Genomic DNA, 13,042 nt, shown 5'->3' with positions numbered 1-13,042 from the left:
AAAAAAGCCCCCGCTGCCACAAGGCAACGGGGGCTTTTTGGTCCAGGCCTACATCTCGACCTGCGTCCCCAGCTCAATCACCCGGTTCAGCGGCAGATTGAAGAAGCGCAGATTGCCGTTGGCGTTCTTCAGCATGAAGGCGAACAAGGCCTCGCGCCAGCGGGCCATGCCTTCGAGTTTCGAAGCGATGACCGTTTCGCGGCTAAGGAAGTAAGTGGTCCGCATCGGACTGAAGTCCAGGTCATCCAAATGGCAAAGCTTGAGCGCCTGCGGGACATCCGGCTCGTCGGTGAAGCCAAAATGCAGGATCACCCGGAAGAAGCCTTCGCCGTAGGCATCGACCTCGAAGCGCCGCTGCGGCGGTACCCGGGGGATGTCTTCGTACACCACGGTCAGCAGCACCACTTGTTCATGCAACACCTGGTTGTGCAGCAGGTTGTGCAACAGCGCGTGGGGCACCGCGTCCGAGCGTGCGGTCAGGAACACAGCCGTACCTTGGACACGATGGGGTGGTTGCACGCGAATACTGCTGATGAAGATCGGCAGCGGCAGCGCCCCTTCGTCCAGGCGATCCACCAACAATTGCTTGCCGCGCTTCCAGGTGGTCATCAACACGAACAAGGCAATGCCGGCGATGACCGGGAAAGCGCCGCCTTGGACGATCTTCGGCACGTTGGCGGCAAAATACAGGCCGTCCACCAAAAGGAAACCGATCAACACCGGCACCGCCAGCAGCGGTGGCCATTTCCACAACAGCAGCATGACCGCCGAAACCAGGATCGTGGTCATCAGCATGGTGCCGGTCACGGCCACGCCATAGGCCGAAGCCAATGCGCCCGAGGACTCGAAACCCAGCACCAGCAGCACCACGCCGACCATCAGCGACCAGTTCACCGCGCCGATGTAGATCTGGCCCTGCTCGGCGCTGGAGGTGTGCTGGATGTACATGCGCGGGATGTAACCGAGCTGAATCGCCTGACGCGTGAGGGAGAACGCGCCGGAGATCACCGCTTGCGAAGCGATCACCGTGGCCAGGGTCGACAGCCCCACCAGCGGGATCAGCGCCCAGCTCGGCGCCAGCAGATAGAATGGGTTACGCGCCGCTTCCGGGTCACCCAGCAGCAACGCACCCTGACCGAAATAGTTGAGCACCAGCGCCGGCAACACCAGGATGAACCAGGCGCGAGCGATCGGCTTGCGGCCGAAGTGGCCCATGTCGGCGTACAGCGCTTCGGCGCCGGTCAGTGCCAGTACCACGGCACCGAGGATCGCCACGCCCATGCCCGGATGAACGACAAAGAAACGCACGGCCCAGGCCGGGTTCACCGCCTGCATCACTTCCGGGTGTTGAATGATGCCGTACACACCCAAGGCGGCGAGCACCAGGAACCAGGTCACCATGATCGGGCCGAATAGGGTGCCGATCCGTGCCGTGCCGTGGCGCTGGATCAGAAACAGCCCAACCAGCACCACCAACGACAGCGGCACCACCCAGTGGTCGATGCCTTCGAACGCCAGGCCCAGGCCTTCAATGGCCGAGAGTACGGAAATCGCCGGCGTGATCATGCTGTCGCCGTAGAACAGCGCCGCGCCGATCAAGCCGCAGACCACCAGGAATGTCCGCAGTCGCGCCCTTCCCGCCGCGGCTCGCCGCGCCAGGGCGGTGAGCGCCATGATCCCGCCCTCGCCCTGGTTGTCGGCGCGCAGGACGAACATCATGTACTTGATCGACACGACCCAGATCAGCGACCAGAAAATCAGCGACAGAATCCCCAGCACCCCGTCGTGACTGACAGGTACGCCATAACCGCCGGAAAACACTTCTTTGAGGGTGTATAACGGGCTCGTGCCGATGTCGCCATAAACCACTCCGACCGCCGCGACCAGCATGCTCACCGGCTTCGCTGCCGAATGCTCGGCACCCGCCGCCTGACTACTTGCATGACCCATCCAACACTCCTGATTGCCAAACCTGCCTGCTTGAACGAAGCACTTTGCCTTGTTGAAGCAGCATGCGCTGTTTTACGTGTTGTTACAGACGTTTTGTTGACTATAGAAATCTACAGAACGTAAAGGCGCGAAGCATAGCGCAGCACTCGTCGTATTTCCCGGTATAAAGCTGGTCAAGTGCGTCGACCATGGATAGAATTGCGCACTTTTTGATCAGAGGCGCGCCAGGCGCCCTGTCTCGGCAAGAGACGATCCCCCCTACACCGAGGTTAGACATGTCCACCACTACCGCGCCAGCCAATCCGAAGGTTGGCTTCGTATCCCTGGGTTGCCCGAAAGCTCTGGTCGACTCCGAGCGCATCCTGACCCAGCTGCGCATGGAAGGCTATGACGTTGTGTCCACGTACCAGGACGCCGACGTGGTAGTGGTCAACACCTGCGGCTTCATCGACTCGGCCAAGGCTGAATCCCTGGAAGTGATCGGCGAAGCCATCAAGGAAAACGGCAAGGTCATCGTCACCGGCTGCATGGGCGTGGAAGAAGGCAACATCCGCAACGTGCACCCGAGCGTGTTGGCCGTGACCGGCCCGCAGCAGTACGAGCAGGTGGTCAACGCCGTGCACGACGCAGTGCCGCCACGCCAGGACCATAACCCGCTGATCGACCTGGTGCCGCCACAGGGCATCAAGCTGACCCCGCGCCACTACGCCTACCTGAAGATCTCCGAAGGCTGCAACCACAGCTGCAGCTTCTGCATTATCCCGTCGATGCGCGGCAAACTGGTGAGCCGCCCGGTGGGCGATGTGCTCGACGAGGCCCAGCGCCTGGTCAAGGCCGGCGTCAAAGAGTTGCTGGTGATTTCCCAGGACACCAGCGCCTACGGCGTCGACGTGAAATACCGCACCGGTTTCTGGAACGGCGCGCCGGTGAAAACCCGCATGACCGAACTGTGCGAAGCCCTCAGCACCCTCGGCGTCTGGGTCCGCTTGCATTACGTCTACCCGTACCCGCATGTCGACGAGCTGATCCCGCTGATGGCGGCCGGCAAGATCCTGCCGTACCTGGACATCCCGTTCCAGCACGCCAGCCCGAAAGTCCTCAAGGCCATGAAGCGCCCGGCTTTCGAAGACAAGACCCTGGCCCGCATCAAGAACTGGCGCGAAATCTGCCCGGACCTGATCATCCGTTCGACCTTCATCGTCGGCTTCCCCGGCGAGACCGAAGAAGACTTCCAGTACCTGCTGGACTGGCTGACCGAAGCCCAGCTCGACCGTGTCGGCTGCTTCCAGTATTCCCCCGTCGAAGGCGCACCGGCCAACGACCTGGACCTTGACGTGGTACCGGATGACGTCAAGCAGGACCGTTGGGAGCGTTTCATGGCGCACCAGCAAGCCATCAGCTCCGCGCGCCTGCAAATGCGCATCGGCCGTGAAATCGAAGTCTTGGTGGATGAAGTGGACGAGCAAGGTGCCGTGGGCCGTTGCTTCTTCGACGCGCCGGAAATCGATGGCAACGTCTTCATCGACAACGGCAGCAACCTCAAGCCAGGCGACAAGGTCTGGTGCAAGGTGACCGACGCCGACGAATATGACTTGTGGGCTGAACAGATCGGTTGATCCAGGCCTGGGCTTAAGCCGAGCGGGCTTTTGTGGCGAGGGAGCTTGCTCCCGCTCGATTGCGCAGCAATCGCAAAAAGCGGGGGCCGCTGCGCTGCCCAGCGGGAGCAAGCTCCCTCGCCACAGGTTCTGTGCTTACAGCTATTAACTCGCCCACCTCAAAAATTTTAAAAGCCCCGCCTTGCGACAAGATGCGGGGCTTTTTTACGGCTATCGTATGGAGAAACACCGGACATCCAGCATAAGGAACAGGCGGGCATGCGGCAGCATTCGGTCATCCATACACCGAAACCGAGCGACTATGAGGAACTGACCCGGGTCTGGGAGGCGTCGGTGCGGGCCACCCATGATTTTCTGCCGGACAGCTACATCGAGCTGCTGAAGAACCTGGTGCTGACCCGCTACCTGGACGCGGTGATGCTCATTTGCACCCGCGACGCTCGCCAGCGAATCACCGGTTTCGCCGGCGTCGCGGCCGGCAAGATCGAGATGCTCTTCATCGACCCGCAGCACCGCGGCCAGGGCCTGGGCAAGCAACTGCTGCGCTACGCCATGGAACAGCTGAACGCCGATCAACTGGATGTCAACGAACAGAACCCGCAAGCCCTGGGCTTTTACCTCAAGCAAGGCTTCGAAGTGGTCGGCCGCTCGGAACGGGACGGCATGAACCAGCCTTACCCGCTGCTGCACATGCGCTACAAACAGCCGGACCTCAAGGCCCGACGCGGCTAAAAGCCACACAAGGCAAATGGACCCGCGATTAACCGGCGCCAGGCAGGTACAATGCCCACCCTCTTTTTGTTACGGCCCTGTCATGACTGACCCGATTCGTCTCTCCAAACGCCTCATCGAACTCGTCGGCTGTTCCCGTCGGGAGGCTGAGCTGTTCATCGAGGGCGGCTGGGTCACCGTGGATGGCGAAGTGATCGACGAGCCGCAATTCAAGGTCACCACCCAGACAGTTGAACTGGACCCCGAGGCCAAGGCCACCGCGCCGGAACCGGTGACCCTTCTACTGAACGCCCCGGTGGGCATGGATGTGGACACCGCGATGGCGTCCCTTGGGCCGCAGACCCTGAGCGAGGAGCACCGCTTCGGCAAGCGACCGCTCAAGGGCCACTTCCTGCGCCTGACCGCCAGCGCCGACCTGCAGGCCAACGCCAGTGGGCTGCTGGTGTTCACCCAGGACTGGAAGATCTTGCGCAAGCTCACCGCCGATGCCGCCAAGATCGAGCAGGAATACGTGGTGGAAGTCGAAGGCGAGATGGTCGCCCATGGTCTCAATCGTTTGAACCATGGCCTGACCTACAAAGGCAAAGAGCTGCCAGCGGTCAAGGCCAGCTGGCAAAACGAGAACCGCCTGCGCTTTGCCATGAAGAACCCGCAACCGGGCGTGATCGCGCTGTTCTGCCAGGCGGTCGGCCTCAAGGTGGTCGCCATCCGTCGCATCCGCATCGGCGGCGTGTCCATCGGCAAGGTGCCGTTGGGCCAGTGGCGCTACCTGTCTACCAAAGAGAAATTCTAATTTTCCGGCGCCGCACCGAGTTGGGGCGCCCACTGCCGATTAATCAGGATTGCACACATGGTTCACAACGACGTACTGCGCAGCGTGCGCTACATGCTCGACATCAGCGACAAGAAAGTCATCGAGATCATCAAGCTTGGCGGCCTGGACGTGTCCCTGGCGGACCTGGCGGGCTACCTCAAGAAAGATGAAGAAGAAGGTTTTGTGTTCTGCCCTGATGACGTCATGGCGCATTTTCTCGATGGCCTGGTGATCTTCAAGCGTGGCAAGGACGAAAGCCGTGCGCCGCAACCAATCGAAGTGCCGGTGACCAACAACATCATTCTCAAGAAACTGCGGGTGGCCTTCGAGCTTAAGGAAGACGACATGCACGCCATCCTCAAGGCCGCCGAGTTCCCGGTGTCCAAGCCGGAATTGAGTGCACTGTTCCGCAAATTCGGTCATACCAACTATCGCCCGTGCGGCGACCAGTTGCTGCGCAACTTCCTCAAGGGCCTGACGCTGCGCGTTCGCGGCTGACTTTGAAGGACAGCTGAATCCTGAAAACTTTTGTTTTGAAGAACCGCTGAATCCTGGGGGCTTTTGTGGCGAGGGAGCTTGCTCCCGCTGGACGTGCAGCGTCCCCTCGCGGTGTGTCAGACAACACCAGGGGGGGCGCTTCGCAGCCCAGCGGGAGCAAGCTCCCTCGCCACAGAGGACCGTGTCGATTTCAGCTCTCGCGCTATGATGCCCTTTCAACCTCGCCTCGATCCCAACCCATGACCTACAGCGTCTCTCCCATCGGCTTCGTCCGCTCCTGTTTCAAGGAGAAGTTCGCCATCCCTCGCCAACCGCAACTGGCCCCGGCCGCACGCGGAGTGCTGGAGCTGGTGGCGCCGTTCGATCAGGGTGATGCGGTGCAGGGCTTGGAGCAGGTCAGTCATGTCTGGCTGCTGTTCCTGTTCCATCAGGCACTGGAAGACAAGCCACGGTTGAAGGTCCGTCCGCCGCGCTTGGGCGGCAATAAGTCCATGGGCGTATTCGCCACCCGCGCCACCCACCGCCCCAATGGCATCGGCCAGTCGGTGGTTAAGCTGGAACGGGTCGAGGCCGGTCGGCTCTGGATCTCGGGCATCGACCTGCTGGACGGCACGCCGGTGCTGGACATCAAGCCCTACGTGCCTTACGCCGACATCATCGGCGCGGCCTCCAACAACATCGCCAGTGCGGCGCCTGAGCTGATCCCCGTGCAATGGGCGGACACAGCCCTGCTACAAGCCCGGGCTCACGCCACGCGCCTGGCAGAGCCCTTGGTGGAGCTGATCGAACAGTGCCTGGCCCAAGACCCACGCCCGGCGTACCAGATTCCTACCGTCGAACGGGAATACGGCGCACAGTTCTGGGACCTGGACGTTCGCTGGCATTACCCGCAGCCGGGGTTGATCCGTGTGTTGGAAGTCGTTCCTGTCGTTAAATAAAACCCGGAAACGAAAAAGCCCGCGCGGCCTTTATCAGGCGGCGCGGGCTTTTTTATGCTCTGTCAGTTGGACCGAGTCGCTGCCATCGCGAGCAAGCTCGCTCCCACAGGTTGTTCACGCGTTTGGATTCAATCCAAATCCCCATGTGGGAGCGAGCTTGCTCGCGATGGCGATCTATCAGTCACCACAACACCTTACTTCTCTACAAACGCCCGCTCGATCAGGTAATCACCCGGCTCACGCATGCGCGGCGAAACGGTCAGGCCGAAGCTGTTGAGCACTTCACTGGTTTCGTCGAGCATGCTCGGGCTGCCGCACAACATCGCACGGTCGTCCTGCGGGTTGATCGGTGGCAGGCCGATGTCGCGGAACAGCTTGCCACTGCGCATCAGGTCGGTCAGGCGGCCTTCGTTTTCGAACGGCTCGCGAGTCACGGTCGGGTAGTAGATCAGCTTTTCCCGCAGCGCTTCGCCGAAGAACTCATTCTGGGGCAAGTGCTCGGTGATGAACTCGCGGTAGGCGACTTCATTGACGTAACGCACGCCGTGGCACAGGATCACTTTTTCGAAACGCTCATAGGTTTCCGGATCCTGGATGACGCTCATGAACGGCGCCAGACCGGTGCCGGTGCTGAGCAGGTACAAATGCTTGCCAGGCTTGAGGTCGTCCAGCACCAGCGTGCCGGTGGGCTTCTTGCTGATGATGATCTCGTCGCCTTCCTTCAGATGCTGCAACTGGGAAGTCAGTGGACCGTCAGGCACCTTGATGCTGAAGAATTCGAGATGCTCTTCCCAGTTCGGGCTGGCAATCGAGTAAGCGCGCATAAGCGGGCGGCCATTGGGCTGCTGCAGGCCGATCATCACGAACTGACCGTTCTCGAAGCGCAGGCCCGGATCGCGGGTGCACTTGAAGCTGAACAGAGTGTCGTTCCAGTGATGAACACTGAGGACACGCTCGTGGTTCATGTTGCTCATGTACGGGGACTCCTGGGAATGATGCCTGCGTCGTCAATGTGCGCAATTGCATCGCATTCTAATGGCGGCGACAATATCTGTTAAATGGATTATTAAGATAAGGGTTATCGGTTATATCGATATGCGATTTACTCTACGTCAACTTCAAGTCTTCGTCGCCGTCGCTCAGCAAGAGAGTGTGTCCCGTGCTGCGGGCCTGCTCAATCTTTCGCAGTCGGCCGCCAGCACCTCCATCACCGAACTGGAGCGTCAATCCAGCTGCCAATTGTTCGACCGCGCCGGCAAACGCCTGAGTCTCAATGCCCTCGGCAAACAGCTGCTGCCCCAGGCGGTGGCGCTGCTGGACCAGGCCAAGGAGATCGAAGACCTGCTCAACGGCAAGTCCGGTTTCGGCTCACTGGCGGTCGGCGCGACCCTGACCATTGGCAATTACCTGGCGACCCTGTTGATCGGCGGCTTCATGCAGCGCCATCCGGAAAGCCAGGTGAAGCTGCACGTGCAGAACACTGCCAATATCGTGCAACAGGTTGCCCACTATGAAATTGATCTGGGTCTAATCGAAGGCGATTGCAGCCATCCGGACATCGAAGTGCAGAGCTGGGTCGAGGACGAACTGGTGGTGTTCTGTGCACCTCAACACCCCCTGGCCAAGCGCGGCCAAGCGACCATGGAGGAGCTAACCCATGAAGCGTGGATTCTTCGGGAACAGGGCTCTGGCACACGCCTGACCTTCGACCAAGCCATGCGCCACCATCGCAGCGCGTTGAATATCCGCCTGGAGCTGGAGCACACCGAAGCCATCAAGCGCGCCGTGGAGTCCGGCCTGGGGATTGGCTGCATCTCACGCCTGGCCCTGCGCGACGCTTTCCGCCGTGGCAGCCTCGTCGCGGTGGAGACCCCGGACATGGACCTGGCCCGGCAGTTTTATTTCATCTGGCACAAACAGAAATATCAGACATCGGCCATGCGTGAGTTCCTCGAACTGTGCCGAGCCTTCACCGCCGGGGTCCAGCGTAGCGATGAAATCGTACTGCCGGCCATTGCCTGAGCGCCTGGACGCTTAAAGCAGCACCACTCCCCACACCAACGCGATCATCGTCAGCGCGACCAACTGGGCGGCGCTGCCCATGTCCTTGGCGTTTTTTGACAGTGGGTGCAGTTCCAGCGAGATGCGGTCGATGGCCGCCTCCACCGCAGAGTTGAGCAACTCCACAATCAACGCCAGCAGGCAGACCGCAATCAACAGCGCCTGCTCGACGCGGCTGACATTCAGGAAAAACGACAACGGAATCAGCACGGCATTGAGCAGCACCAACTGACGGAAAGCCGCTTCGCCGACAAACGCTGCACGCAGCCCATCCAGAGAATATCCAGAGGCGTTGAGGATGCGTTTCAGGCCCGTTTGGCCTTTAAAAGGTGACATATGAGTAGGCAACTGATCGAAAGGAGTGGAGAAGCTAATTCATAACCGGTCAAAAAAGCGTGAACAAGAGCGTTAAGGCTGCGGTGAAATTGACTCAAGTTGTTGCAACAGCAAAGCCGCCTGGGTCCGGGTGCGCACGTTCAGTTTACGAAAGATGGCCGTTACGTGGGCCTTGATGGTGGCTTCCGACACGCTCAGCTCATAGGCAATCTGCTTGTTCAGCAAGCCTTCGCAGACCATGGTCAACACCCGGAACTGCTGCGGCGTGAGGCTGGCCAGGCCTTCGCTGGCGGCTTTGGCTTCGGCGGACACGCTGACTGCTTCGAACGCCTGGGGCGGCCAGGACACATCGCCATCCAACACAGCCTTCACGGCTTTTTGGATCTGTTCCAGAGAGCTGGATTTGGGAATGAAGCCGCTGGCGCCGAACTCCCGGGCCTTGACCATCACCGACGCTTCTTCCTGGGCTGAAACCATCACCACGGGGATCTGCGGGTATTGACCACGCAACAGCACCAAACCGGAAAAACCATAGGCACCCGGCATATTCAAGTCCAGCAGCACCAGGTCCCAGTCAGCCTTTTCGGTCAACCGGATCTCCAGTTCCGCAATACTGGCCACTTCCGTCAGCCGGACATCCGGGCCAAGGCCCAGGGTCACTGCCTGATGTAACGCACTGCGAAAGAGCGGGTGATCATCAGCAATCAGGATTTCGTATGTGGCCATTTTTAAAATGATCCTGTTTTTTAATGGCAGGCCCGATGCATTCGCGCCTCGCCAAAACCACTCAAGATACCGCCCGGCAGCAGTATCCACAGGGGCATGTTCAACGCCAAACACAGCGTTTCAAACTTTGGCCGCACCCTGGTCGGCGCCCAGCATGCCCAGCGAAGCCAGGGTGGTCAAGCAGCACCGCCACCGCTGCGTGCAGTATGGGCCACTATTGGGCCAACACTGCTTGCGCCGTACGGATAAAGGGTTGCAACTCGGCATGGGCCGGGGTCGATACATTCACCTCCTGCTGGCGTTTGGCGCCCAGGTAATGCTGGCTGAACACATCGAAATAGGCGTCCAGGGCCGACGCGGCATCGCTGTCCCCTGCCAGTTCCAGGCATAACGCCGCCACTTCGGCGGTGCACAGGTGCTCACTGCGGGTGGAACGGCGCAAGCGGTAGCGCGACAACTTGTCGGGCAACAGGCTCAGGATCGGCAGTCGGTCAAAATAGGGACTTTTACGGAAAATCTTCCGCGCCTCGGTCCAGGTCGCGTCCAGCAGAATGAACAGCGGACGCTTGGAAGAATCGAGTTCAACCGTGTGGGTGACCCGCGATGGCTCTACGTATTCGCCAGGAAACACCAGGTACGGCTGCCATTGCGGGTCATTCAGCAGCGCCAGCAGTTGCGCGTCGACGTCGGTGCGTGACCAGATGAAGGCGTGATTGTCGCGCACCACGTCGGCAATCAACCAACCGGTGTTGCTCGGCTTGAACACTTCCTTGTTGGTCATGATCAGGCAGATCCCGGAGCGGGTCTCAACGCTTGGACGCCAGGCACACAGGCAATGACTCTCGATCACCCGGCAGGCGCTGCAACGGGGAGCGCGCCAACCACGGGCCTGAATCGGCTTGATACCCTCATCGATGCGCTGGTCGCGCAGGCGGGCTACGGCGTTAGGGGCATGATTCATCGGGGGCGACGCCGACAGACAGGAAAACTCGACACGAACAACACTCGGCAAGGCAATTGAGGCCGGCAGTCTACCAGAGCGCGCAAGCCTGTACCGTCCGCCCGAGCTCCCCTATAATTTCCCGCCACTGAACGCACAGTCATGTGATCGGTCGAACCACCAGTCACTGAACCAGGAGAGTTTCATGCTGCGCCTTATCGTCCCTACCGTTGCCGTTCTGCTGGCGACGTCCCTCAGCGCTCAGGCTGCTTCGCTGAAAGAACTCGAACTGAACAAGATGCTGCAGAATGTGGCCACGCAAAGCAGCGTCGGCACGCCACGGGCGATCAACGAAGACATTCTCGACCAGGGTTATACCGTCGAAGGCACCGAGCTGATCAATCACCTCAGTGTGCAAAGCAGCCATGCCCAGAAAATGCGCGCCGACCCCAAGGCCGTGTATTTCCAGCTGGGCTCTACAGTGTGCACCAACCCAGGCTTCCGTAAGCTGATGGCCAAGGGCGCCACCATGCGCTACGAGTTCACCGAGGTTAAAACCAATCGCCCGGTCGCGACCGAACGCTTCCAGGAATCGGACTGCCCGAAACCGGCCAAGACGAAGAAGTAATCAACCCGAGCGAGCGCGCCGCTGTTCATCGTCGGCGCGCAGTTCCGCCACCAACGCCTGCAAATAACGCGAGCGCCATGCCCGGCCTTCCAGCCGTCGGCAGCATTCCTCTTCAAGACTTACCTGATTGGCTTGAGCCGCTTCCAGCAATGTCAGGTACAACTGCCTGTCGAGTTCCAGAGTCACCCTGGTCATCTCTCCCGCCTCCATGCCCGATCCCGTTCAGTCCATCGCGTGGCGCCCAGCCCTGAGCGCCGAATTGCATTGGCACGCTTATTATCAGTAAATCAGAGCGGCACCTGCCCGGTCGGCCATCTGACGAGCGGCGGGGTATTTCAGCGCGTGTAGCCAGCGGTTGCCAACGGTCACTTTTGAGCGCCATGATCAAGACAGCGAAGATCAGCTAGATTCAGAAGTATCTGTTTTTCATCGGGCAGACCGAGGCTGCCCCGCCAACACCTTGCTGTGTGATTGTTCTTTCATTCAAGGAAAAAGCAGGACCCGCAGGATGGCTTGATCGCCTGCCATAGATCGCGTCGAGCCAGGTCGAACGTCCAGGCACGGGCCTGGGCCGACAACGACACACGGTGTGTCGTGGCCCTGACGAATCTCTCGTTCGGGCCGGGGTCCTGTTAAGAAGGAGAAGTTGAATGCCTTATAAACCGAATGACCTGCTCAGTCGTCATTTTGAGAGCCATGGCCACGACCTCACCCGCAAGGTCGAAGAGCAACTCAACCTGGTATCACCCAACAGCCCGAACCTCCCCATCTACCGCGACATGATCCTGACCGTGCTGCGCATGGCCCAGGAAGATCACAACCGCTGGAATGCCAAGATCACCTTGCAGGCCCTACGAGAACTGGAGCACGCGTTCCGCACGCTCGAACAGTTCAAGGGCCGACGCAAGGTCACGGTCTTTGGCTCGGCCCGCACACCCATCGAACACCCGCTGTACGGCCTGGCTCGAGAGCTGGGGGCGGCGCTGGCCCGTTCGGACATGATGGTCATCACCGGTGCCGGCGGTGGCATCATGGCCGCCGCCCATGAAGGCGCGGGGCGCGACCACAGCCTGGGCTTCAACATCACCCTGCCCTTCGAACAACACGCCAACCCGACCGTGGAAGGCACGCCGAACCTTCTGCCGTTCCACTTCTTCTTCACCCGCAAACTGTTCTTCGTCAAGGAGGCCGATGCACTGGTGCTCTGCCCGGGCGGCTTTGGCACCCTCGATGAAGCGTTGGAAGTCCTGACGCTGGTACAGACGGGCAAAAGCCCCTTGGTGCCGGTGGTACTGCTGGATGTTCCAGGGGGCAAGTTCTGGCAAGGCGCCCTGGATTTCATCCGCGAGCAACTGGAGGAAAACCGCTACATCCTGCCCACTGACATGAAATTGATGCGCCTGGTGTACAACGCCGAAGAAGCCGTGGAGGAGATCAACCAGTTCTATCGCAACTTCCACTCCAGCCGCTGGCTCAAGCACCAGTTCGTGATTCGCATGAATCACAAGCTCAGCGAGCAGGCGCTGCAGCAAATGCAGGGAGAATTTGCCGACCTGTGCCTGAACGACTGTTTTCATCAACATGACTACAGCGGCGAGGAGCACGACGAAGCCCGGTTCAGTCATTTGACACGACTGGCGTTTACCTTCAACGCCCGCGATCACGGCCGCTTAAGGGAATTGGTGGACTACATCAACCTGTCGGAAAACTGGGCCCAGCCCACTCCCGAACCCCATCCGCTCACGTGGGAACCGATCAAGGCAACCTGAGCCCATAAAAAAACGGCCCGCTATCGAAATAGCG

Annotated in this window: 14 protein-coding genes; 8 read left to right on the top strand and 6 right to left on the bottom strand. The window is 60.1% G+C overall.

The features are described 5' to 3' along the window. Nucleotides 1-48: 48 nt before the first annotated feature. Entirely contained in the window at nt 49-1,890 is a 1,842-nt protein-coding gene (locus CD58_RS06170; RefSeq protein WP_419178832.1) for a potassium transporter Kup, read from the bottom strand. 335 nt (nt 1,891-2,225) lie between these two features. Between CD58_RS06170 and rimO the strand changes: the two genes are divergently transcribed. The 5 genes from rimO to tsaA all read left to right on the top strand — a co-directional run bounded on the left by rimO (nt 2,226) and on the right by tsaA (nt 6,548). After that, a complete protein-coding gene (gene rimO / locus CD58_RS06165; RefSeq protein WP_025212174.1) occupies nt 2,226-3,566 on the top strand; it encodes a 30S ribosomal protein S12 methylthiotransferase RimO in 1,341 nt (446 codons plus the stop codon). A gap of 258 nt (nt 3,567-3,824) precedes the next feature. Next, nucleotides 3,825-4,298 (top strand): GNAT family N-acetyltransferase, encoded by a 474-nt coding sequence (locus CD58_RS06160; protein WP_025212173.1) that lies wholly within the window; start codon nt 3,825-3,827, stop codon nt 4,296-4,298. Nucleotides 4,299-4,380: 82 nt separating this feature from the next. Then, complete coding sequence (locus tag CD58_RS06155; protein ID WP_025212172.1) at nt 4,381-5,091, top strand: rRNA pseudouridine synthase; 711 nt, start codon at nt 4,381-4,383, stop codon at nt 5,089-5,091. Nucleotides 5,092-5,148: 57 nt separating this feature from the next. Continuing rightward, nucleotides 5,149-5,610, top strand: a complete 462-nt coding sequence (locus tag CD58_RS06150) for a DUF1456 family protein (RefSeq protein WP_025212171.1) — start codon at nt 5,149-5,151, stop codon at nt 5,608-5,610. A 239-nt stretch (nt 5,611-5,849) separates the two neighbouring features. Continuing rightward, nucleotides 5,850-6,548 carry a tRNA (N6-threonylcarbamoyladenosine(37)-N6)-methyltransferase TrmO gene (gene tsaA, locus CD58_RS06145; RefSeq protein WP_025212170.1) on the top strand — a complete coding sequence of 233 codons (699 nt, stop codon included), beginning with the start codon at nt 5,850-5,852 and terminating at the stop codon, nt 6,546-6,548. Between the two features lie 194 nt (nt 6,549-6,742). Here the strand turns inward: tsaA and fpr are convergent, their stop codons facing one another. Beyond that, the gene (fpr, locus tag CD58_RS06140) at nt 6,743-7,522 is read right to left on the bottom strand and encodes a ferredoxin-NADP reductase (protein ID WP_003198368.1); all 780 of its coding nucleotides are present in this window, start codon (nt 7,520-7,522) and stop codon (nt 6,743-6,745) included. Between the two features lie 121 nt (nt 7,523-7,643). Between fpr and CD58_RS06135 the strand changes: the two genes are divergently transcribed. Further along, the gene (locus tag CD58_RS06135) at nt 7,644-8,570 is read left to right on the top strand and encodes a LysR family transcriptional regulator (protein WP_025212169.1); all 927 of its coding nucleotides are present in this window, start codon (nt 7,644-7,646) and stop codon (nt 8,568-8,570) included. Between the two features lie 12 nt (nt 8,571-8,582). Here CD58_RS06135 and CD58_RS06130 read toward each other — a convergent pair whose 3' ends face one another. The 3 genes from CD58_RS06130 to CD58_RS06120 form a co-directional block, all read right to left on the bottom strand. Beyond that, nucleotides 8,583-8,945, bottom strand: coding sequence for a diacylglycerol kinase (locus CD58_RS06130; protein ID WP_025212168.1), 363 nt, complete (start codon nt 8,943-8,945; stop codon nt 8,583-8,585). A gap of 72 nt (nt 8,946-9,017) precedes the next feature. After that, nucleotides 9,018-9,671: a response regulator transcription factor ErdR gene (gene erdR / locus CD58_RS06125; RefSeq protein WP_025212167.1), complete on the bottom strand. Its 654-nt coding sequence runs from the start codon at nt 9,669-9,671 to the stop codon at nt 9,018-9,020. A gap of 214 nt (nt 9,672-9,885) precedes the next feature. Beyond that, nucleotides 9,886-10,632, bottom strand: a complete 747-nt coding sequence (locus tag CD58_RS06120) for a tRNA-uridine aminocarboxypropyltransferase (RefSeq protein ID WP_025212166.1) — start codon at nt 10,630-10,632, stop codon at nt 9,886-9,888. Between the two features lie 184 nt (nt 10,633-10,816). Between CD58_RS06120 and CD58_RS06115 the strand changes: the two genes are divergently transcribed. Beyond that, nucleotides 10,817-11,239 (top strand): quorum-sensing-regulated virulence factor family protein, encoded by a 423-nt coding sequence (locus tag CD58_RS06115; protein WP_025212165.1) that lies wholly within the window; start codon nt 10,817-10,819, stop codon nt 11,237-11,239. Here CD58_RS06115 and CD58_RS06110 read toward each other — a convergent pair whose 3' ends face one another. After that, on the bottom strand, nt 11,240-11,434 hold the full coding sequence (locus CD58_RS06110; RefSeq protein ID WP_025212164.1) for a hypothetical protein: 195 nt from the start codon (nt 11,432-11,434) through the stop codon (nt 11,240-11,242). A 455-nt stretch (nt 11,435-11,889) separates the two neighbouring features. On the opposite strand from CD58_RS06110, the gene CD58_RS06105 reads away from it, so the two are divergent. Continuing rightward, entirely contained in the window at nt 11,890-13,008 is a 1,119-nt protein-coding gene (locus CD58_RS06105; protein ID WP_025212163.1) for a TIGR00730 family Rossman fold protein, read from the top strand. The last annotated feature ends 34 nt before the right edge of the window (nt 13,009-13,042 follow it).

Source organism: Pseudomonas brassicacearum (assembly GCF_000585995.1).
Classification (GTDB): Bacteria; Pseudomonadota; Gammaproteobacteria; order Pseudomonadales; family Pseudomonadaceae; genus Aquipseudomonas; species Aquipseudomonas brassicacearum_A.
Note: the sequence above shows the minus strand (reverse complement) of the source record. Positions and strands in the feature narration are given on the sequence as shown.